This is a genomic window from Ferrimonas pelagia, from assembly GCF_039543565.1.
Classification (GTDB): Bacteria; Pseudomonadota; Gammaproteobacteria; order Enterobacterales; family Shewanellaceae; genus Ferrimonas; species Ferrimonas pelagia.
In genome coordinates this window covers 1-20,745 of the sequence record NZ_BAABJZ010000064.1, presented here as the reverse complement: position 1 = coordinate 20,745, position 20,745 = coordinate 1, and the positions used below count along the sequence as shown (strand labels likewise).

The 20,745-nt window shown below is 60.3% G+C and carries 16 protein-coding genes, 1 tRNA gene and 1 rRNA gene; 14 read left to right on the top strand and 4 right to left on the bottom strand.

Annotation, left to right across the window (positions count from 1 at the left end):
* Window positions 1-163 precede the first annotated feature (163 nt).
* The 12 genes from ABEA08_RS10305 (at window position 164) to ABEA08_RS10250 (ending at window position 13,547) form a co-directional block, all read left to right on the top strand.
* A complete protein-coding gene (locus tag ABEA08_RS10305) occupies window positions 164-553 on the top strand; it encodes a hypothetical protein (RefSeq protein WP_345335209.1) in 390 nt (129 codons plus the stop codon).
* Window positions 554-556: 3 nt separating this feature from the next.
* Window positions 557-1,480, top strand: a complete 924-nt coding sequence (locus ABEA08_RS10300) for a Na+/H+ antiporter NhaC family protein (RefSeq protein ID WP_345335210.1) — start codon at window positions 557-559, stop codon at window positions 1,478-1,480.
* A 221-nt stretch (window positions 1,481-1,701) separates the two neighbouring features.
* Window positions 1,702-1,917 carry a c-type cytochrome gene (locus ABEA08_RS10295; protein ID WP_345335208.1) on the top strand — a complete coding sequence of 72 codons (216 nt, stop codon included), beginning with the start codon at window positions 1,702-1,704 and terminating at the stop codon, window positions 1,915-1,917.
* Window positions 1,918-2,772: 855 nt separating this feature from the next.
* On the top strand, window positions 2,773-3,696 hold the full coding sequence (locus ABEA08_RS10290) for a PDZ domain-containing protein (protein ID WP_345335207.1): 924 nt from the start codon (window positions 2,773-2,775) through the stop codon (window positions 3,694-3,696).
* 27 nt (window positions 3,697-3,723) lie between these two features.
* The gene (gene glpK, locus ABEA08_RS10285; protein WP_345335206.1) at window positions 3,724-5,205 is read left to right on the top strand and encodes a glycerol kinase GlpK; all 1,482 of its coding nucleotides are present in this window, start codon (window positions 3,724-3,726) and stop codon (window positions 5,203-5,205) included.
* A gap of 161 nt (window positions 5,206-5,366) precedes the next feature.
* Window positions 5,367-5,804, top strand: coding sequence for a hypothetical protein (locus ABEA08_RS10280; RefSeq protein ID WP_345335205.1), 438 nt, complete (start codon window positions 5,367-5,369; stop codon window positions 5,802-5,804).
* 97 nt (window positions 5,805-5,901) lie between these two features.
* Window positions 5,902-7,260, top strand: a complete 1,359-nt coding sequence (locus tag ABEA08_RS10275; protein WP_345335204.1) for an isochorismate synthase — start codon at window positions 5,902-5,904, stop codon at window positions 7,258-7,260.
* A 10-nt stretch (window positions 7,261-7,270) separates the two neighbouring features.
* Window positions 7,271-8,974, top strand: coding sequence for a 2-succinyl-5-enolpyruvyl-6-hydroxy-3-cyclohexene-1-carboxylic-acid synthase (menD, locus tag ABEA08_RS10270; protein WP_345335203.1), 1,704 nt, complete (start codon window positions 7,271-7,273; stop codon window positions 8,972-8,974).
* On the top strand, window positions 8,967-9,752 hold the full coding sequence (menH, locus tag ABEA08_RS10265) for a 2-succinyl-6-hydroxy-2,4-cyclohexadiene-1-carboxylate synthase (RefSeq protein WP_345335202.1): 786 nt from the start codon (window positions 8,967-8,969) through the stop codon (window positions 9,750-9,752). The genes menD and menH overlap by 8 nt, the downstream gene beginning before the upstream one ends.
* Before the next feature lie 66 nt (window positions 9,753-9,818).
* Window positions 9,819-10,778, top strand: a complete 960-nt coding sequence (gene menC / locus ABEA08_RS10260) for an o-succinylbenzoate synthase (protein WP_345335201.1) — start codon at window positions 9,819-9,821, stop codon at window positions 10,776-10,778.
* On the top strand, window positions 10,775-12,133 hold the full coding sequence (gene menE, locus ABEA08_RS10255) for an o-succinylbenzoate--CoA ligase (RefSeq protein ID WP_345335200.1): 1,359 nt from the start codon (window positions 10,775-10,777) through the stop codon (window positions 12,131-12,133). Before menC ends, menE begins: the two co-directional genes overlap by 4 nt.
* Before the next feature lie 490 nt (window positions 12,134-12,623).
* Window positions 12,624-13,547: a porin gene (locus tag ABEA08_RS10250; RefSeq protein ID WP_345335199.1), complete on the top strand. Its 924-nt coding sequence runs from the start codon at window positions 12,624-12,626 to the stop codon at window positions 13,545-13,547.
* A 78-nt stretch (window positions 13,548-13,625) separates the two neighbouring features.
* On the opposite strand, the gene ABEA08_RS10245 is transcribed toward ABEA08_RS10250, so the two are convergent.
* Window positions 13,626-15,164, bottom strand: a complete 1,539-nt coding sequence (locus ABEA08_RS10245) for an AbgT family transporter (protein ID WP_345335198.1) — start codon at window positions 15,162-15,164, stop codon at window positions 13,626-13,628.
* Between the two features lie 328 nt (window positions 15,165-15,492).
* Here ABEA08_RS10245 and ABEA08_RS10240 point away from each other — a divergent pair, with 328 nt between their 5' ends.
* Together ABEA08_RS10240 and ABEA08_RS10235 are read left to right on the top strand one after the other, a co-directional pair.
* Entirely contained in the window at window positions 15,493-18,141 is a 2,649-nt protein-coding gene (locus ABEA08_RS10240) for a parallel beta-helix domain-containing protein (RefSeq protein WP_345335197.1), read from the top strand.
* Window positions 18,142-18,204: 63 nt separating this feature from the next.
* Window positions 18,205-19,374, top strand: a complete 1,170-nt coding sequence (locus tag ABEA08_RS10235) for an SO2930 family diheme c-type cytochrome (protein ID WP_345335196.1) — start codon at window positions 18,205-18,207, stop codon at window positions 19,372-19,374.
* Here ABEA08_RS10235 and ABEA08_RS10230 read toward each other — a convergent pair.
* The 3 genes from ABEA08_RS10230 to rrf all read right to left on the bottom strand — a co-directional run bounded on the left by ABEA08_RS10230 (window position 19,371) and on the right by rrf (window position 20,742).
* On the bottom strand, window positions 19,371-20,432 hold the full coding sequence (locus tag ABEA08_RS10230; RefSeq protein ID WP_345335195.1) for a helix-turn-helix transcriptional regulator: 1,062 nt from the start codon (window positions 20,430-20,432) through the stop codon (window positions 19,371-19,373). The genes ABEA08_RS10235 and ABEA08_RS10230 overlap by 4 nt on opposite strands.
* A gap of 110 nt (window positions 20,433-20,542) precedes the next feature.
* Window positions 20,543-20,618: transfer RNA gene (locus ABEA08_RS10225), tRNA-Thr, on the bottom strand.
* A gap of 9 nt (window positions 20,619-20,627) precedes the next feature.
* Window positions 20,628-20,742, bottom strand: a 5S ribosomal RNA gene (rrf, locus tag ABEA08_RS10220).
* Window positions 20,743-20,745 lie beyond the last annotated feature (3 nt).

The following is a 20,745-nucleotide window of genomic DNA, read 5'->3' as shown; positions in this document are numbered from 1 at the left end:
GCATCATTGGGCTCGGCTTCCTTGTCGGCCTGGTTGGTTTGGCGATTGATCAGATCGCACTTTGGAAGCCGAGTTCCCTCCAAATCTGAGAACTCAGTGATCTACATTTCGGAACAGTTATTTAGCGCCGCAACTCACCGACAGCTACAACGCCGGCGTCCTGGTGTTGCTGGTGTTTATCGGCGGCTTCGTTGCCCTGATGGAGCGCTCCGGCGGCGGCACCGCCTTTGCCCTGCGGATCGCGCACTGGGTCAAGACCCGACTGCGCGCCCAATGCGCCGCTTGGGCTGGCGGCATTGCCATCTTCTTTTCCGATCTGGGCACGCCGCTGATCGTCGGGCCGGTGTTCCGGCCGCTGTTTGATCAACTCAAGCTGTCGCGCCAAAAACTGGCCTTCATCATCGATTCCACCGCCTCCCCGGTGGCGATCTTGATCCCCTTTATCGGCTGGGGCGTCTACATCATGGGCCTGCTGCAGAAGGAGTTCACTGCACTGGCGCTGGACACCACCGACTGGCAAGCCTTTATCCGCGCCATTCCATTTCAGTTCTAGGCTATCCTGGCCATCGCCATCGTGCCGCTGATGGCCATCAAGCGTCTGGATTTCGGTCCGATGGCACTGGCTGAGCAACAGGCGCGGCAAGGGATCCCACACCGCGGCTCGGCGCACCACCAGGGCGAGAGCGCGCAGCCGTTTCGCCACGACAACGCCAAAGCCAGCTTTGTCTGGGCCCCGCTGTTGGTGATGGCCCTGGTGTTGATCGCCATGCTGGGCCCCAAAGGCTTCCCCTTTGAGCCGGTACCGGGCTCAGAATTTCGCGCCGCGCTATCCACCAGCTATTTCTTTGCGGCGATCACCCTGATCGGCCTGATGACCGGCTACCGGGTCAGGGCGCTCAATGACGGCATTGCGGTCTACCTCAAGGGGATGAGCAATATGATGTCGGTGGCGATCATTCTGGTGTTGGCCTGGACGCTCAGCGGGATCGGCAAGGAGCTGGGCACCGCCGCTTACATCGCCGAGCAGGCGCAAGCCGGCTTCCCCTATTGGCTGGTGCCCGCCACCGCCTTCCTGCTGGCGGCGATCATCTCCTTCGCCACCGGCTCCTCCTGGGGCACCTTCGCCATCATGATCCCTTTGGTGATCCCCACCGCCGTCGCCATCGATGCGCCGCTGTTTGTCAGCATCGGCGCCGTCCTGTCCGGCGGGCTGTTTGGCGATCACTGCTCGCCCATCTCGGAGACGACCATCCTCGCCTCCACCGGCGCCGATTGTGACCAATTTGAGCATGTTCGCACGCAGTTGCCCTGCGCCTTGCTCAACGGCGGCATCGCGCTGGCGAGCTTTGTCCTCGCCGGGATCACGGCACATCCGGGGATCGTCATCCTGGCGCTGCTGGTCCAGCTCACCACGGTCATCCTGCTGGCCCGCCAGCACCAACGCCGCCAGCCAGCAGCGGCCCAAGCCCAAGTTCTCTAACCCCTCATATCCCGCGGCGGGATGGTATGCGCCATCCCGCTTTGCTTTGTGTCACTCCCGTCGCTTCCCTCTCCCTCTTGGCGTTTGATCCACATCAATAACGCCTCATTTAGCACCCGCTAATCAATCACAATCTAATTAAGTTAAATCTAATATTAACCCGGGGCGAATGTTATTGAAGTGTTGCATTGGCACTTCGCACATCACTCAAGGGGGACGAGATGAAAACCTTAGCCAAAACCACGCTGGCCTTGGTGTTGGTTGCCTTCGCAACCGGTGCCCTGGCCGTCGATGGCGGCAACCCGAAAAAGGGCCGCCACCTCTACAAAAAACACTGCATCGCCTGTCACCCAGGCCCCTCAGAATTAGACGTCGTCCCTCTGCGACGTTGGGGTGGCCTCGGCCCCCTTTTTTCGGCTGTGTCTTACAACTGTTGAAGCCTTATCGCGCAGTTCAGCGTTTACGCCGCTTTTTAGGCCGCCTAGTGCAGCGCCGAGCATTGGTGCGTGGAGGCAGACCGGGAGCGCAGCGGAACACTTATTGAAAGCAGCTGGCCGCTCTTGCTGTTGCCTCTCTCCATCAACAGCCGGGCCGACTTTCAGCCCGTTTGCTGGAATTGGCGCTGGAGCGCACCATTAGCGAGGGAACAGCGAAACGCAGCGGTAGGGGGAGTGCAGAGGGGCTCGCCCTCCACGGTCTTACAAAGATGGCTTGCCGTCGCCAACGCGACTTGGCGGGTGAGGTCGATACAATAGGCTGAGATATAAACAAAAAAACCGACCAGCGATTAACTCAAACACAGCTTTTTTTCGGCTGTGTCTAAAGTAATTGTTGAAGCTCTAAGATGAAGTTAGAGGTCTACAACGCATTTAGGCCGCCTAGTGCAGCGCCGAGCGTTGGTGTGTGGAGGCAGACCGGGAGCTGAACGGAGCCCTTTTGGAAAGCGGCCGGCCGCTTTTGTCGTTGAAAAATGGCGACTTTCAGCGTGTCTGCTGGAGCGCACCATAAACGAGGGGACAGCGAAACGCAGCGGTAGGGGGTGTGCAGAGGGGCTCGCCCCTTTGCTTGCCGTCGCCAACGCGACTTGGGATTTAAAGTCGATACAATAGGCTGAGATATAAAACAAAAAAATCGACCAACGATTAACTCAGACACAGCCCTTTTATCTGCCCTACGCTCGGTTGAGCGCTCCCCATACGAAGCCGATTACCGCTGAAATTTATCGAAGATCAAAACCACCGCGCCGTCCGCTCTTTATGGTGAAACAGACGTTCAGCATAAAGAGTCAGGATATGTGCCCGCTTCCATCCCGCGCCGCCAAGCTGCCCCACGCCGCCTCGCAGGGGCTGATCCTGCTGCTTGGGATCGCTTTGGGGATCGGCGGACTCTGGGGCTGGCAGCGACTCGAGCAAGACGTCGCGCCGCTGTATCACACCGCCATGCCGCCACTGACGACCGCCAGCGAAGCGCAGCTCAATCGCCTGTCGCCGGCGCAGCGCCTGCAAGGGTTGCTCGATGCTCAGGCCGAGCTGCGCGCGCAAGCGCAAGCCAAGCAGGCGTTGATCCAGGAAATTGACTGGCTCCTGGCGATGGCCAAGGCCGCTCGGCAAGGCGACAGCCGTGCCCATCTGGCACTGGCGTCGCAACGCCCTGCCTCCGCCAGCCAAAATGCCACGCCGCATTCGCCCCCCCAGCCGGCCGACGCCAAGGTTGCGGCCCCCAAGACTGCGGCGGTCGAGCAGGCCAAACAACAGGTGAGCGCCATCCAACAGCAGGATCTGGCCTTGCAGAAGCAGGCTCTGGCCGAAGGCTGGGCAGGGTCAGATCGGCTGGTGCAGGCTCGCCGTGCCCTGTGGCAGCAGGCGAGGCGCGATCTGCCCGAACACGCCTACAGCGCCGCACTGTTTCAGGCCAAGCTGCCCAATCGACTGTTCGTCAATTCAGTCCGAGCCGGCTCCAGCGCCGCCGAAAATGGCCTGCGCCGCGACGACCAATTGATCGCCGTGGACGGCAGCACAGTATTCACCCGTCAGGAGCTGGCCAGCCTGCTGGCCGATCGCCCCGCAGCGCCGGTTGTACTGACCATTGAACGACAGCAGCAGCGGCTCACCATCCAGGTGGACGATCTCAACCGCGAAGTCGACTTCTACGGCCGCTCGCAACCGCCCAAACCGATCTCCCACAGCGCAAACCAGCCATCCGATCCGCTATCATGAAGCAAACCTGACCCATGAGCGCCGCATATGACCCAACAAACCTTCATCCTCGCCCTCGATCAAGGCACCACCTCCAGCCGCGCTCTGCTGTTTGATCAACAGGGCGCCATCGTTGCCAGCGCTCAGCGCGAGTTTACCCAGCACTACCCGCAAGCCGGCTGGGTCGAGCACGACGCCATGGAGATCTGGGCCAGCCAGCGCGCCACCCTGACCGAGGTGCTGGCTCGCAGCGGCGTTCGCCATGAACAAGTCGCGGCCATCGGGATCACCAATCAACGGGAAACCACGGTGATCTGGGACGCGACGACCGGCGAGCCGATCCACCACGCCATCGTCTGGCAGTGCCGCCGCACCGCCGACGACTGCGAGCGGCTCAAGGCTCAGGGGTTGGAGCAGCATGTGCGGGACACCACCGGACTGGTGCTGGATCCCTACTTTTCAGCCACCAAGATCGCCTGGCTGCTGGATAACGTGCCCGGCGCCCGCGAGCGGGCGGAGCGCGGCGAGCTGCGCTTTGGCACCATCGACAGCTGGTTGCTGTGGAACCTCACCGGCGGCGCGGTGCATGCCACCGATCACACCAACGCCAGTCGCACCATGCTGTTCGACATCCACCAATTGCGCTGGGATCCGCGCCTGCTCGAGGCATTGAATATCCCCGCTAGCCTGCTGCCTCAGGTTCAACCCAGCCAGTCTCACTTTGGCCAGGCTCAGATCGGTCAGGCCCGGATCCCGGTGTGTGGGATCGCCGGCGATCAGCAAGCTGCGCTGTTCGGCCAGCGCTGCACCGCCCCGGGCATGGCCAAGAACACCTATGGCACCGGCTGTTTTATGCTGATGCACACCGGCACCCAACCGGTGCGCTCGCAGCATGGCCTGCTCACTACCCTGGCCTGCACCCAAGCCGAGCAGGCGCATTATGCGCTGGAGGGCGCGGTGTTTATGGGCGGGGCCAGTATCCAGTGGTTGCGCGATGAGCTGGGGCTGATCCGCCACGCCAGCGAAACCCAGGCCTTGGCCGAAGCGGTCAGCGATACCGCTGGCGCCTACCTGGTGCCAGCGTTTACCGGGTTGGGCGCGCCCTATTGGGATCCCGATGCCCGCGGCGCGTTGATCGGCCTGACCCGTGGCTGCAACCGCAACCACATCGTGCGGGCCACACTGGAGGCGATCGCCTACCAAAGCCGCGATCTGCTCGATGCGATGCAACAGGATGCCGGTTATGCCCTGTCTGAGCTCCGAGTCGATGGTGGCGCCGTGGTGAACGATTTTTTGATGCAGTTCCAAGCCGACATGCTGGCCACACCTGTCTTGCGCCCCCACAACCGCGAATCCACCGCCGCCGGCGCCGCCTACCTGGCCGGTCTGCAGAGCCAATTTTGGCCCGACTTAAGCAGCCTAGATCACGTCGCCACCTGCGAACGCCGCTTCAGTCCCAATATGGCCGAGGCCGATCGACAGCAGCGCTATCATGGCTGGCAACAGGCGGTGAGCCGCTGTCGGGGTTAGTGCACAATTACCAACCTGACATTTACAATTGCAACAAGGCTTACAAAAACCCCATTCACAATCCGGATCGGGGCCACACTTTTCGGCCCCGTCACGGTCAATTGTGCGACATTTCCGGCGCGCGGGGCTCTAATGGCGCAATCCAATACTCCGGAGCCCCCATGGCCATACCGACCCACTGCCCAGCTGCTCGATTACACTTTTGGGCCCGCCCCCTTGTGATCGCTTTGGCCTGCACCAGTGCCTGGTATCAGCTGATCCCACTGATGCTGCTCAGCCTTATGGCACTCATGGCCCTCACCTGGCACGTGTTTCATGCCGATCATTCCGGCTCAGCCATGCTAGAATCCGAGCGCGAAATGGTGGCACTGCAAAGCCGTACCGAACGCCTGCTTACTGCGGTGATCGGTATCTTAGCGGTCGTGCTGATCCTGCACCTGCTGTGGATGCACCAGCTACGGATAGCGCTGGTGCTGCTGACCACCGCCTGCTGCATCAAGGTGGTATGGAATATCATCCATTGGGGGCGACCAGGGATCCCCACGTTTGTCGCCACCCTCGCCGGCGCTGCCAGTCTATTCTGGCTGGTCTGGGTCTGACACTTGGGTCACACGCTGGCTGACCCAACTTGACAGAAGTCGCCTCAGACTCTTAATTTCAGCCAGTTAAGTCTTTTTTTCAAAGGTGATTACTTCGGTGACAGAGTTCACGCTGACGGCCGCCGTGGCCCGCTTGCTGCATCGACTCGAGGCATTGAGCCCGACCTCGCCAGGCCCACGCTGCCTGCAGCTCTGTGAAGCGATCGATGCGCCACCGCTGATCGCCTGGCTGGCAGCGCAACAGCAGCACCCTAAGATCTACTGGCGCGGACGCCGCAATGGCGAGGAGATCGCCGCCATCGGTGCGGCCCGAGATCATCACCTCAGCAGGCAACCCAGCGCAGAAACCCTGGATCGGCTCTATCGTGATTACCTGCGGGCCGATCATCACGAAGATCTGCGCCTGTATGGCGGCATGGCGTTTGATCCCAAGCAGCCCGCTTGGCCCGATTTTGGCCAGGCGCACTTTGTCCTGCCCCGCATTGAGTTGCGGCGCAATGGCGACAGCGCCCAGATCCGCCTGGCCCTCTGCGGCCAGGTAGACGACTGGCAACAGGAGCTTGCCCAGGCGCGCCAAGCGCTGCTGGCGCTTGAGCCCGCCGCCCCCCTGCCGCCATTAGGGCCAGCCCATATCCTGTCGCGCACCGATATCCCGGAGCAGCCGCGCTGGAATACGCTGATCGAGCAGATCACCCACCCCAACTTTAATGCCGACACGCCCAAGGTGGTGCTGGCACGTCAGACCCAGCTGAGCACCAGCGCCCTGCCCGATCCCTGGACCGTGCTGCACGCCTGGCAGATGCTCAATCCGGGCAGTTACCAATACGGCTTCCAGTTCAGCGCCGAGCACACCTTCATCAGTTGCTCACCGGAGCGCCTCTATCAGCGTCAGGGACGCGAGCTCTCCACCGAAGCGCTCGCCGGCACCACGGTGCGCGGCTTCACCGAGGCGGAAGATCAGGCCCTGGCCAATGCCTTGCTCAATGACAGCAAGAACAGCCATGAAAATCAGCTAGTGCGGGATCATATCGAGCAGCAACTGGCGCCTCTGGCGGACTATGTTGGGGTGGAAGAGAGCCCGACCATCCTCAAGCTCAATCACATTCAGCACCTGCACCGTGGCATTCGTGCCGAGCTCAAGGCCGGCGTCAATGATCTGCAGTTGCTGCAGGCACTGCACCCCACACCCGCCGTGGGTGGCCTGCCCCGCGAGGCGGCAATGAACTTCATCCGTCAGCGCGAAGGTTTCGAGCGCGGCTGGTACGCCGGTGCCTGTGGCTATCTCGGCACCCATCAATCGGAGTTTTCCGTCGCCATTCGCAGCGCCCTGTTTAGCGCGGATAAGGTGACCCTGTTTGCCGGCGCGGGGATCGTGGCCGACTCGCAAGCCGAAGCCGAATGGCAAGAGCTGAACAACAAATTGACCACCGTTTTAGGGATCCTCAACGGACTATGAGCCACTACCTATGAACCGCTGTGCCGATCTGAACCTGCTTTGGGCCCGCTTGTTGCTCGAAGAACTGCACCGTCTGGGCGTGCGCCATCTGTGTCTCGCCCCAGGATCGCGCTCCACCCCATTAACGCTTGCGGCGGCGGAGCATGATGGCTTCGCCCGTCATACCCATTTTGATGAGCGCGGCCTAGGCTTTGCCGCCTTGGGGCTGGCCAAGGCCAGTGCCAGCCCGGTGGCGATCATCACCACCTCAGGCACCGCGGTCGCCAACCTGTATCCGGCGGTGATCGAAGCGTTTCAAACCGGCGTGCCGCTGGTCGTCTTGTCCGGCGATCGACCACCTGAGCTGATCGACTGCGGCGCCAATCAGGCGATCAACCAACCGGCCATCTTCGCCGACTACGCCCGCCGTCTGGATCTGCCCGCCGCCAGCGAAAACTTCCCAGCCACCGCGCTGCTCAGCCAGATCGATCACGCCATGGCGGATCTGAACCGGCCACTGCACATCAACTGCATGTACCGCGAGCCGCTGTACCCCGACGCCCAGCGCAGTGATTTCAGCGATTACCTCGCCCCACTGCACGCCTGGCGAAACGATAAGCGAGCCTGGATCGATGCCCCCACCCAGAGTCACTCGGCCCTGCCGTGTCCGAGCGACTGCCAGCATTTTGCCGCAGGCAAAGGGGTGATCATCGCCGGCACCTTGACGCCGGAGCAGGATCCCCGCCAACTGCTGGCGCTGTCACGCCAGTTAGGCTGGCCGCTGATCGCCGACTCCCAATCGCAACTGCGCCAAGCCGAAGGGGTGATCCATCACATGGATCAGCTCTGGCATCACAGCGACGCCAAGACCCTGCTGGCGCAAGCTGACCGGGTGTTGCTGGTGGGGGGGCGCCTGCTCTCCAAGCGGCTGCTGACCTACCTCAACACGCAGGAATGGCAGTCCTTCTGGCACTACCTGCCCGAGCGCAAGGCGCTGGATCCCAATCACCGCCAGAAACGCAGCTTTGTCGGCAGCCTCAGCCTGTTGCCCACCCTGCTGTGGGGCAACCCCAAATACAGTGGCTGGGCCGAGCCGTTGCAGGCCCTTAACGCCGAGCTGGAGCAGCGCTTCCATCAATTCGAGCAGGGGCCGTTAACCGAACTGTCCGCCGCACGCACCCTCTCGGCCCAACTGCCGGCACAGGCTCAACTGTTCATCGGCAACAGCCTGCCTATCCGCCTCTATGACATGCTGGCCAAGCCCAGAGATCGGGCCCCCACGCTGTGGACCAATCGCGGCGCTTCCGGGATCGACGGCCTGCTGGCCACCGCCTGTGGCGTGGCATTGGCCAAAGGCGAGCCGACCCTGCTGAGCATTGGCGATCTCTCCTTGCTGCACGATCTCAACTCGCTGACCCTGGCCCGCCAACTGACCACCCCGTTTGTGATCCTGGCGATGAACAACGACGGCGGCAGCATCTTCAACCTGTTGCCGGTGCCCACGGAGCAGCTGCGCCAAGACTATTACCGCTTAGGCCATGGCCTCACCTTCGAAGGCTCGGCGACCCAGTTTCAGCTGCCCTACCACCGACCGGACAGCCTAACTGCGCTGCAAAGTGCGCTGGATACGGCCCTATCCCATGCCGGCGCCAGCGTGATCGAAGTGGTGGTGCCGGCGGGCGAATCCGCCGAGCTGATCGTCGAGTTGGCCCGACAGATCCAAACCCATGGCTGATCCCACCGCCCCGCTGGCCCTGCGCCGCTGGGGCGATCCCACTTTGCCCCCCTTGGTGCTGCTGCACGGCTTTCTCGGCAGCAGCGCCGACTGGCAGCCGGTGGCCGACGCCTTGGGCCAACGTTTCCACTGCATCGCGGTCGATCTGCCCGGCCACGGCGACAGTGCCCAAGTGCAGCTGACGACGCCACCGGCGTTTGAACACTGCGTGGATCTGCTGCTGGCCAGCCTGCGCGCGCTGCCCCGATTTCACCTGCTGGGCTACTCGCTCGGCGGCCGACTGGCGCTGCATCTGGCCCAACACCTGCAAAGCTCCCAACCGCAGCGCCTGCTCAGCCTGACACTGGAATCGGCTCACCCCGGCTTAACCGATCCTGCCCAGCGCCAACAGCGCCTCGAGGCCGATGCCTGCTGGCACCAAAGCATGCTGGACCAACCCATGCAGACTTTCCTCGACGCTTGGTACCGCCAAGGGGTGTTTGCCGATCTCAGCGACGCGCGCCGCGCGCAGATGATCGCCGCTCGCAGCGGCAACGATCCCCGCGCCCTCTCAGCTCTCTATCTGGGCACCAGCCTGGGCCATCAGTCGGATCTGCGCGGTCTGGCCAATGCCATGCCCATTCGCTTGCTGACCGGCGAGCACGACACCAAATTCAGCGAGATGGGCCAGCACTGGGCAGCTCGGACCGCCCTGTCGCACCGGGTGATCCGCGCCGGTGGCCACAACCTGCACGCCGGCGCTCCGGAGGCATTCGTCGCCGCCTTTTGCGCACAATAACTGGTAAACTGACGCTCCGGACAAGAGAGTCGGTCAACGCCGGTTGGCCCTGCGCAAAGGATCCCCATGCTGCCCACCTCCCTGTATCAGTATCGATTAGCGTTAAACACCCCAATCAAGTTTGCCGGACAAACCCTGAGCCACCGCGATGGCTTGCTGGTAAAGCTGGAGCAGGACGGCCAGAGCGCCTGGGGCGATTGCAGCCCACTGCCGGGGTTTTCCCACGACAGCTTCGAACAAAACCGCACGGCCTTGACCGCCTTCTGCCATGGCCAGCAGGGCATAGAGTCACTGCCCGCCGCCGCCCGCTTTGCCTTGGACAGCGCCCGGTTTCTGTTGACGCCACGGCGCCAGCTGGCTCCCCAAGCCGTGCCGCTGCTGGCCGGTGACACCGAGCAGCAGCTCGCCCAATTCAAGGCCCTGGCAAAGGGCACCGCCTTGGTAAAGCTCAAACTCGCCCGGGCGCCAGTGGAGCAGGAGATCCAACTGCTGCATGCCCTGCTGGCGCTCAACCCCAAGCTGCGTCTGCGCATCGACGCCAACCGCGGCTGGTCATATGAAGATGCCGCCACGTTTGCGGCGAGCGTGCCACTGGCGCAGATCGATTACGTCGAAGAGCCCTGCGCCGAGCTGCTCGACAGCCTACGCCTCTACCAACAACACAAATTGCCGCTGGCCCTGGATGAAACCACCCAAGCGCCGGACTACCAGTACCGATCCCTGGCTGGCGTCAAAGCGCTGGTGCTCAAACCCACGGTGATCGGCTCGCTGGCACGGCTGCAATCACTGATCGAAGCGGCGCAGCACGACGGCGTACGCTGCGTGCTCTCCTCCAGTTTTGAAAGCAACCTGGGGCTGGCCGCCATCGCCGCCATCGCCGCCGAGTTAACGCCGGATGAACTACCCGGCCTGGACACCCTGCGCGCCACCGCCGCCGATCTGTGCCAACCTAACCTATGGCGCTTTGCCAACCAACAGGCCGAGCGTCCGCTGATCCCCGCAACCCAATTGGAGTGTCTTGTTTGACCACCATCACCTGCCCCCTGCACACCGCCGCTCGACGCTTTGGCGACGCCATCGCCATCGAGGGTCAGGGCCACCGCCTGAGTTACATCGAACTGGATGGGCGCATTAGCGCCCTGTGTGAGCACCTAAGCGCCCAGGGGGTCAAAGCAAGTCATCATGTCGGTTATATCGGCGCAAACCGTCTGGAGGCGATTGAGCTACTCTACGCGGCGATGCGGCTTGGGGCAGTGTTTGTGCCGCTGTCGCCCCGCTTCGTACCCGAGCAGCAACAAGCCTTGATCCGATCGCTGGATCTGCAATGGTTGTGGCAGGAGGGCGATCTGGCCTGCGCCGCCAAACCGTTGGATCTGAGCCCAGGTTACACCGAAGCCCTATGGCGCTTCGATGCCAGTCGGGGCGTGAGCCTGATCCTCACCTCCGGCTCCAGCGGCCAACCCAAGGCCGCCATGCACAACACGCTCAACCATCTGGCCGCCGGCGAAGGCAGTCAGGATCAAGCGCCGTTGAGCATCGGCGATCGCTGGCTGCTCTCCTTGCCGCTGTACCACATCGGTGGCCTGGCCATCCTCTGGCGCTGCCTCACCTGTGGCGCCACCGCCGTCTTGCCGGACAGCGAGGCACTGGCCGACAACCTGGTGCAGCAGAAGATCACCCATCTCTCCTTGGTGGCGACGCAGCTTAAGCGTCTGCTCGAGCAGCAACCGCAGAGCCTGAACGGCCTCAAAACCCTGCTGCTTGGCGGCGGGCCGATCCCCCAGTCCCTGCTAGATGGCTTAAAACCCTACTCGCTAAACGCACTCACCAGCTACGGCATGACTGAGATGGGCTCACAGATCTGCACCGGCCCCGCCAACAGCCAAGGGCTGTCGGGTTTCCCATTGGCGGGCCGGCAGATCCGCATCAACAAAGGGCTGATCGAAGTGAACGGCGATAGCCGCTTTATCGGCTACTACCAACAGGGGCGTCTGACCACGCCGTTTGATCAGGACGGCTGGTTTGCCACCCGGGATCTGGGCCAGTTCATTGGTGAACAGATCAAGGTGATCGGCCGAGCCGACAATATGTTCATCAGCGGCGGCGAAAACGTCCAGCCGGAAACCATCGAAGCCGTCCTCAAGCGCTGCGAGGGCGTGGAAGAGGTCATCGTGGTGCCGGTGGACGATGCCGAATTTGGCCAGCTCCCCGTTGCCGTGGTGAAGGGCGATTGGCAGGCGGCGGCACTGGAGAAGCGGGTGATGAAGAAGCTGCCCCGCTTTATGCGACCACGACGTTACTTAAGCTGGCCTGCACATCTGTCAACCGGCGAGCTAAAGATCTCGCGTGCGACGATCAGCAATTGGCTGGCGAAAAGCTAGCGGGCGATATAGAACATCAATAGCACCACCGGCTCGCTCTTGAGGGCCAGCCAATGGACACGGAAAAGTCGGGATCACTAGCCCTCGACCCGACTTGCGTGGCCGATCCGTTTACGAGCTCTGATAACAGCGCCCCTTGCCTCTGTCGTGACGTATCCTCAAGGAAAAGTCGTTGCGATGACGCATTTTGGGGTATCACGCACAAACATTGCTCACCCACACCTTTTTGCCCGACACCAGCCCCCGTAAAAAGCAGGAAGCATCAGCACAAAACCAAGCAAAATCATAATATTGTGCGACACAATGATTACCCGCGGAGCAACTTAAATTCGAGCGCAACTCAATCACCACTAACCACCATCACATCCAAACAACAACCCCCTGCACCTATCGCCATTCCACAACCCAGCCGTCACAAAAATGAAACGCAAGCTTCTTACGGTGCTCGCGTCGGAAAAACAGTAATTTAAGTCGTCAACAAGGAACCGTCATGGCTTACACAAGAAACGCGCTTTTGGCACTGGGGATCATGTGCAGTGTCTCATCACTAGCCGCAAGCCCACTTTCGCTCTATGGCAAGATCAACCTAACGGCACAGCACACCGATAAAGGGGAAGGCAGTTATCAAGAGCTGCGAAGCAACGCCTCCCGCTTCGGGGTAAAAGGCAGCGGTGAGCTCAACGACAGCATTGAAGTGTTTTATCAATTGGAGTGGGCAGTCGACGTGGCCAAGGAGTCTGGCAGCGATAACTTCAAGTCTAGGGGCCAATATGTCGGCTTCCGGGGTGACTTCGGTACAACGATGTTTGGCCGGGAGGATACCATCAACAAGGAGTTCACCAAGCGCATCGACCTGTTTAATGACTATGAAGCTGACTTCGGTAGCCTCTGGAAAGGCGAGGTGAGATCCAGCAATGCGCTGTTCTATTACACCCCGACTTGGAACAACCTCGGCGCTGCGGTCACCTACATTCTGTCCGACTCACCAGAACAAAATAACGGGATCTCCAGCGGCGTATTTTATGGCGATGCCAAGCTGAACAAGAGCCCATTTTACGCCGCCATCTTAGTAGACAGGGAGATGCAAAATAAAGGGGTTGCCTACGATGTCGAACGAGTCGCCCTACAAACGCGTCAAGGCCCCTTCTTACTAGGTGCCATCTACCACCAAGAAAAACCTTCCGAAGGCGGCGTACGCCAAAAAGGCTTCATGGTAAATGGCCAGTACAGTTGGCAACGGTGGGATCTAAAATTACAGCACCAATCTCTGGAAGACGATCAATCAACCAGTCTCGGCATTGATCGCCACCTCTCTAAAACAACCAAACTGTTCACCTTCTACACCTATCGGGAGCTGGAGACAAAAGCCAATGCCGATAAATTCTTGGCGTTGGGTGTAGAGCACCGCTTTTAACGCCCTCCCTGACCCGCCACTTGCCGATCAAAAAGGGACGCCGAAGCGTCCCTTTTGGGGGTTTTAAAGCTATCGCACTTACATGCCGTAAGTGTAAGACGCGCCCAGACCCAGTGGCATGCCAATGCCCCAGTAGATCAGCAACCAAGCGGTCCATACAGTCAGCAGAGCCAAGGAGTATGGCAGCATGGCGGCGATCAGGGTGCCAACACCGGTGTTCTTCACGTACTTCTGACAGTACACAACCACCAGCGGGAAGTAAGGCATCAGCGGAGTGATGATGTTGGTGGAGGAGTCACCGATACGGTAACCGGCCTGCGCCAGATCCGGGGAAATGCCCAGCTCCATCAGCATAGGAACCAGTACCGCACCGATCAGCGCCCACTTGGCAGACGCAGAGCCCATGAACAGGTTCACAAAGCCAACCAGCAGGATCATGCCGACGATGGTCACGCCCGCAGGCATGCCCAGAGACTTAAGGAAGTCAGCGCCTTTAACGGCCAGCAGTACTGCCAGATCGGAAGATGCGAAGGCAGCAATGAACAAAGCACAGAAGAAGGCCAGTACGATGTACGCAGCCATGCCTTCCATTGCCTTGGACATGGACTTGATCACATCACCGGACTGTTTGTACACGCCGTTCATGTAACCGAACACTACGCCCGGGATCACGAAGAAGATGAAGATCAGCGGCACAATGGCCTGCATCAGCGGTGCGCTGAAGTCGGTCAGTTCGCCGTTAGGCGCACGGAAGGTGGAGGACTCTGGCAGAGACACGGCAGCGACAAAACCCATGGCAGCCAGCATGGCCAAGCCCGCAACGCGGAATGCCTTGTTCTCTTGCTCGCCGATCTCGTCCATCTGTGGTGGCTCAACACCTTTATCCAGCGGGGTGTTCTTATTCAGACGCGGCTCCATCACCTTATCAGTCAGGTACCAAATAACGGCGATGATCGGCAGGGTGGAGGAAGCGGCGAAGAACCAGTTGTTCAGCGGGTTCAGCTGAATGGTTGGATCCAAAGTCTGAGCCGAGGCCTGAGTGAAGGACTGCAGCAGCGGATCGATCGCGGACGGGATGAAGTTGGCGCAGAAGCCACCGGACACACCGGCGAAGGCAGCCATAATACCGGCGATAGGGTGACGACCGACGGCGTAGAAGATCACGCCAGCCAGTGGGATCACCACAACGTAACCGGCATCAGTTGCGGTGTGGGAGATGATCCCCACACACACCACCGCAGGGGTGATGAACTTAGCCGGGGTGATCTTCAGCATCTTCTTCAACGCGGTGTTGATGAAGCCGGAGTGCTCAGCCACACCCACACCCAACATGGCGACCAGTACCACACCCAGTGGGGCAAACGCGGTAAAGGTGGTCACCATGGAGGTCAGAAACTGAGTTAACGCCTCTGGGGTCAGCAGGTTTTTAATGACAACCGCTTCGCCCGTGCGCGGATCCATCGCGTCAAAGGTCATGGTAGAGAAGATGGCGGAGAGGATCCACACCGCAATCATCAGGCTTAGAAAGAGGATCGCCGGGTCTGGCAGTTTATTGCCTACCCGTTCGATGCCATCAAGGATCTTGGACATACGTCCATTGTCGGCTTGAGAGCTCATAGTTGTTTTCCGTTATTTTATGGTTTGTACCTGGTTCAAACAGAGAATACTGCCACCAGTCAAGCAGAATGTCCTCACTCCGCCCCAAATTATCGACCAATCTCACAATATTGCCTTGCTGAATTCCATTTGCGCGGTCAAAGACTTTGTTTCGACGGCATTTTACCGACAAAAGATCCCGTGATGGCCCACATCAACGACATGTTTGCACTGCCGCCCTATTCAGCGGACTAGGCGACACTTTGGCCACTTCACACATTGATTTTCTAAAACTCCTGTTCGAGTTTAGTCATGTTCGACTCTATTTATAATGCAGGGAGAGAAAAGCATGAGGAGTTCACCCTTTCGGTGGCGTGCACTGATATTTGCGACCATGGCGGCGCTAGCCTTGGCCGGCTGTGATAACGACAATGACGCCCCCGCCCCGGTGGTCGATCCGCCCCCGACCCAGCCACCGGTGGATCCCGGCCCGACCTTCCCTGAGGGGGCCATCATGGTCAGTGCCGAAGGTAACGTCGCGGAAAACATCCTCAACGCCTTCATCAACGCGCAAAGCAATGACGTGATCGTCTTGCCGGAAGGCACCTTCCAACCGGACCGCACCCTGCTGTTTGACGGCGACGTCGACGGCGATGGCGTCTTCGCCAAGAACGTCACCATCATGGGGTATGGTCAGGACGCCACCGTGCTGGACTTCTCCCAGGCCGAGTCCGGCGATGGGATCTTCGTGCAGAACGCCCTCAACATCACCATCCAGGATCTGTCGGTCAACGAAGCCAAAAACAACGGCATCAAACTGAAGAACACCAATGGCATCATCCTGCGTCGCCTAGCCACCATCTGGGATGGCGAGCTCAACGCAGACAACGGTGCCTACGGCCTCTACCCGGTAGAGTGTCAGAACATCCTGATCGAGGATACCTATGTGCGCGGCTCAGCCGATGCCGGGATCTACGTCGGCCAGTCCGAATACATCGTGGTGCGCCGTAACGTAGCCAAAGAGAACGTGGCTGGGATCGAGATCGAGAACTCCAAGTACGCCGACGTCTACGACAACCTCGCGATCGGCAATACCGGTGGGGTGCTGGTGTTTGATCTGCCCATCGGCAACCAGCGCTACGGCAGCAGTGTCCGGGTGTTCAATAACGAGATCCGCGGCAACAACACCTACAATTTTGCCAATGCCAGCGCCAACCCGGGCGGCGTCCACATCACGCCACCCGGCACCGGCGTCATCATCCTCTCCACCGCCGATGTCGAGGTGTTCAACAACGTCATCGACGACCACGACTCCATGGCCGTGGCGATCTCCAGCTTCTTTATCGCCGAAAACGACATCATGGGGGCGTTTGCCATGAACTACGCCCAACCCGGCGGCGCCATTGAAGATGGCTGGCGCGCCGTCCCGCGCAACATTCACATCCATGACAACCTCATCACCAACAGCGGCAGCAACCCTAATGGCAAGCTGATCACCGATATCGTCGCCGCCTATCAAGGGATCCACGGTGTCTTTCCCGCCATCGTCTATGACGGATTGGGGCAAGCCATTGCCAACAATGGTCTCGGCGAGCTGTACTTCCGCGAAACCCCATTTGCCGCCGATGGCAGCGACAATGTCTGCGCCAGTAACAATGGCGACGTCAGTATCGGCCAGCTCTATGCCGGCGATCACCCGGCGGGCAGCCTGGAGATCCCCGATGTTCTGTACGAAAACACCCAAAACAATTTGCTCGACTGCAGTCAGATCAGCCTGCCGGTCCACACGGTCACCTTTGGTGAGCAGGTCTTTGGCTGCGGCATCGATGACGATACTGCGGGCTGTGACGGTGGTGAGATCATCGGCAACGGCGGCAACATCGGCGACGGCGACGGCGGCCTAGTGGGCGATGGCGATCTCAGCCTGTGTGCGGCCAGCGGCAGCGAGGTGAACTGGACCGCCCTGCTGGGGGCCAACTGCCGCAGTCTGGCAGACTACAACCTGTTTGCCGATGCGATGGATCCCACCACCGCCCCCAACAGCGGTGCCCTGCCCTACGATCTCAACAGCGCCCTGTTTACCGATTACGCCAGCAAGTACCGGTTCGTTTATGTGCCCGGCGAGCAAAGCGCCCAGTACAACACCGATGAAGCGTTCGACTTCCCGGTGGGCAGCGTGTTGGTGAAGACCTTCGCCATGCCGGATGACACCGCCAACCCGACGGGTGGTGAAGAGCTGCTGGAAACCCGGCTGCTCATTCATCGCGAAACCGGCTGGACCGCCCTACCGTACGTATGGAATGCCAACAAGGACGATGCCGTGCTGGCCAAGCCCGGCGCTTTCCTCAGTCAGAGCGTGGTGCACATGGGTGAGCAGCTGGACTTCACCTACGAGGTGCCCAGCATCAACCAGTGCAAACAGTGTCACCAGTACAAAGGCGAGGATGGCGTGGCACGTTTCGTCCCCATCGGCCCCAAGGCACGCAACCTCAATGGTGACTATGCCTATGCCGACGGTGTCGCCAATCAGCTGACTGCCTGGCAGGCCCATGGGATCCTCACCGGTGTGCCGGCGGATCTGGCCGAGGTCGATGCCGTGCCGCAATTTAGCCTGCTGGGCATGGATGCGCTGGATCAGTTGGCCGACCCTGCGGTGATGGATCTGGCCAAGGGCTACCTGGATATCAACTGTGCCCACTGCCACCGGCCGGAGGGCAACGCCTCCAACACCGGTCTGAAGCTGGAGTACTGGCGCCCCTATGCCGGCAATGAACAGGCCCACGGCACCTGTAAATCTCCGGTAGCCTACGGCGGCGGCGAGCTGGGCTTTGACATCGTCCCCGGCGATCCGGAGCAGTCCATCCTGCACTTCCGTATGGCCAGCACGGATCCCGGTGATCGTATGCCGGAGATCGGCCGCAGCCTGTCTCACGGTGCCGGTGTCGCTCTGATCGCCAAGTGGATCAGCCGCCTGCCCGCGGCCTCCTGCTCACAGTGATCCGTCGAGGTGTTCTGCGGGGCGGCGACCATCGCCGCCCCGCCTGTTTTTGCGAGGATCTGCATGATCGCACCTTATCTAAACTGGCTTGTCCTGTGCGCCGCTCTGGGATTATCCGCTTGCGGCGGCGAGGAGCGCGCGCCGGAACCAACACCACCGACGCCGCCCATCACCACGCCGGAGCCCCCCACTGCCGCCTCCCTATGCGATCAATCCACATCGGAAGTGAACTGGTCGGCATTGATGTCCGAGGACTGTCCCAGCCTCTCGGATTACAGCCTGTTTGTCGATCCAACCCAGCCAACGCGGGATCCGCGCCAACCGGGTCAGCAATACCTGCTCACCGCGGAGCTGTTCTCCGATCACGCCAGCAAATACCGTTACCTGTTTTTACCTCAAGCCAGCACTATGGAATATCAGGATAGCGAGGTGATAAGCATGCCCGTAGGGACGGTGCTGGTGAAAAGCTTTGCACTGCCAGCGGATACCGGACTGTCCGGCGCCAACAACGAGACCCTGATCGAAACCCGACTGCTGATCCACCGCGAGAGCGGCTGGGTGGCACTGCCCTACGTCTGGCAGGATCAGCAGGCCAAACTGGCTCTGGCGGGGGCACAGATCCCCCACACCTTAATCGACCAAGGCGAAGAGAAAAGCTTTACCTACCAAGTGCCGTCCCAGCCCCAGTGCAAGCAATGCCACCAGCGAGCCGAAGGGGAGCGGGTCCAGTTCAGTCCTATTGGCCCCAAAGCCCGGCTGCTCAATCGCCCCGGATCAGATGGGGTCAATCAGTTGGCACGGTGGCAGGCCAATGATCAGCTGACAGGAGTGCCAGAGATCAACACGATCCCCACGGCCGTGGCCCTAAGCGACGATACCGCCCCCTCCGAACTTCGGGTGCGCAGCTACCTGGACGTGAATTGCGGTCACTGTCATCGCCCCGAAGGGCAAGCCAGCTTGTCCGGGCTGAGGTTAGGCTTCTTTGTCGAGCCCCACAGCCACGAATACGGCCTGTGCAAGCAGCCGCCTGGCTATGACGGGGGAGAAGCGGGACTGGACTACGATATCGTACCGGCAAACGGCAACGCCTCCATCCTGCCTTATCGCATGGAGCAGCTCGGCGCCAAGGATCGCATGCCCCCGATAGGGCGAGCGCTCAGCCACACCGACGCCATCACCTTGGTGCGCCAATGGATCGACAGCCTGCCGCCGGAGCTAGGCCAATGCCATTAGCCGTCGAGTAACTGGCCCGGAGGGATCCCCAACCACCGCTTAAACGCGTGGCGAAAGTTACTGACATCACCGAAGCCCAGCCGCTCACTGATCTCTTCGATGTCATACTGCTGGTGTAACCAGGTTAACGCTAACTGGCAGCGCACCATATTCTGGATCTTTTGATAGGATGTACCGGCTTGTCGGAGCCGGCGCCGAAGGGTTCGGCAAGAAAGGTTCAGCTGAACAGCCAGGTGCTCCAAGCAGGGAAAGGCGTGCGGCGCACGCAATAAGATCGCCACCACCCGATCGATCAGCGATGCTTGCTCAGGCCGTTCGAACAACCCCAATGACTCGGACGTCAGATCGGCGTTAACCGGCGCCGATAACTGCTCCCGCGCCAACCGCCATTCAAAATAATCGCAATCAAATTGCACCGCACAACCCAATAATCGCTCGTACAGCGCCACAGCTTCAGGACCTGGGCAGGGACTGGCAAAGCAGACTCGCTCCAAGCGAACCGACCCACCACAGCAATGACGGGCGATCGTCAGCATCGACGCCACACTGTGTTCGAACAAAAACAATAAGGCCGCGGGCTCAATCGCACCGACATTCAGGCAGCGCACACACAAATGGTCCGCCTCAAACCGCTCGATATGGTCCGTTAACCAGCCCATAAGTGCAGGTTCCTGCTTGGTAAGCTCATACAACTCGGCCAAGTCCCGGCATTGAGCAAACTTAGGCAGCAGAAGATCCAGATCCGTCGGCCGAAAGATCAAACCAAAGCGGATCCCGGCAGCAGGCCCTGGCAATCGATTACTCGCCCACGCCAAAGCAGCCAGCATTTGCCAAGCGAAAATAAAGGGCCGATGGTCAAGCTCATCGGGATGGAGTGTCAACGACTGCAACAAGGCTTGGCCTTCAGCCGCGCCCAATTGCTGGACCACGTATCGATGCAGTAGCCGTAGATCAAACGCGGGATAGAGCCGATCGCCGGTAAGCGTGCCCTGACATAAGGTTGTTGCCTGGCCCCCACGTTGCAAATGGGGTCGATTGGGTTCGGAAAGTAACGCCATGCTTTGTTGTAACAATTTAACAACAAAGGGTAAAGACAACACCGGCCGGTCTTTTGTATTTTTCGCATACAACAAAAAACCCCAGCCGATAGGCTGGGGTTTTTTGTATATGGTGCTGATACCCAGAATCGAACTGGGGACCTCACCCTTACCAAGGGTGCGCTCTACCGACTGAGCCATATCAGCAAATTAGGCGCTTGGCGGTGACCTACTCTCACATGGGAACTCCCACACTACCATCGGCGCGATTGCGTTTCACTTCTGAGTTCGGCATGGGATCAGGTGGTTCCACAATGCTATTGCCACCAAGCAA

What these genes read in the sequence shown, in the direction of transcription:
- ABEA08_RS10245 (WP_345335198.1), bottom strand. Translation starts at nt 15,164, where the DNA reads ATGAGCTCTCAAGCCGACAATGGACGTATGTCCAAGATCCTTGATGGC.
- menH (WP_345335202.1), top strand. Translation starts at nt 8,967, where the DNA reads ATGGCTGATCCCACCGCCCCGCTGGCCCTGCGCCGCTGGGGCGATCCC.
- ABEA08_RS10230 (WP_345335195.1), bottom strand. Translation starts at nt 20,432, where the DNA reads ATGGCGTTACTTTCCGAACCCAATCGACCCCATTTGCAACGTGGGGGC.
- ABEA08_RS10235 (WP_345335196.1), top strand. Translation starts at nt 18,205, where the DNA reads ATGATCGCACCTTATCTAAACTGGCTTGTCCTGTGCGCCGCTCTGGGA.
- ABEA08_RS10280 (WP_345335205.1), top strand. Translation starts at nt 5,367, where the DNA reads ATGGCCATACCGACCCACTGCCCAGCTGCTCGATTACACTTTTGGGCC.
- glpK (WP_345335206.1), top strand. Translation starts at nt 3,724, where the DNA reads ATGACCCAACAAACCTTCATCCTCGCCCTCGATCAAGGCACCACCTCC.
- menD (WP_345335203.1), top strand. Translation starts at nt 7,271, where the DNA reads ATGAACCGCTGTGCCGATCTGAACCTGCTTTGGGCCCGCTTGTTGCTC.
- ABEA08_RS10250 (WP_345335199.1), top strand. Translation starts at nt 12,624, where the DNA reads ATGGCTTACACAAGAAACGCGCTTTTGGCACTGGGGATCATGTGCAGT.
- menC (WP_345335201.1), top strand. Translation starts at nt 9,819, where the DNA reads ATGCTGCCCACCTCCCTGTATCAGTATCGATTAGCGTTAAACACCCCA.
- ABEA08_RS10290 (WP_345335207.1), top strand. Translation starts at nt 2,773, where the DNA reads ATGTGCCCGCTTCCATCCCGCGCCGCCAAGCTGCCCCACGCCGCCTCG.
- ABEA08_RS10295 (WP_345335208.1), top strand. Translation starts at nt 1,702, where the DNA reads ATGAAAACCTTAGCCAAAACCACGCTGGCCTTGGTGTTGGTTGCCTTC.
- ABEA08_RS10240 (WP_345335197.1), top strand. Translation starts at nt 15,493, where the DNA reads ATGAGGAGTTCACCCTTTCGGTGGCGTGCACTGATATTTGCGACCATG.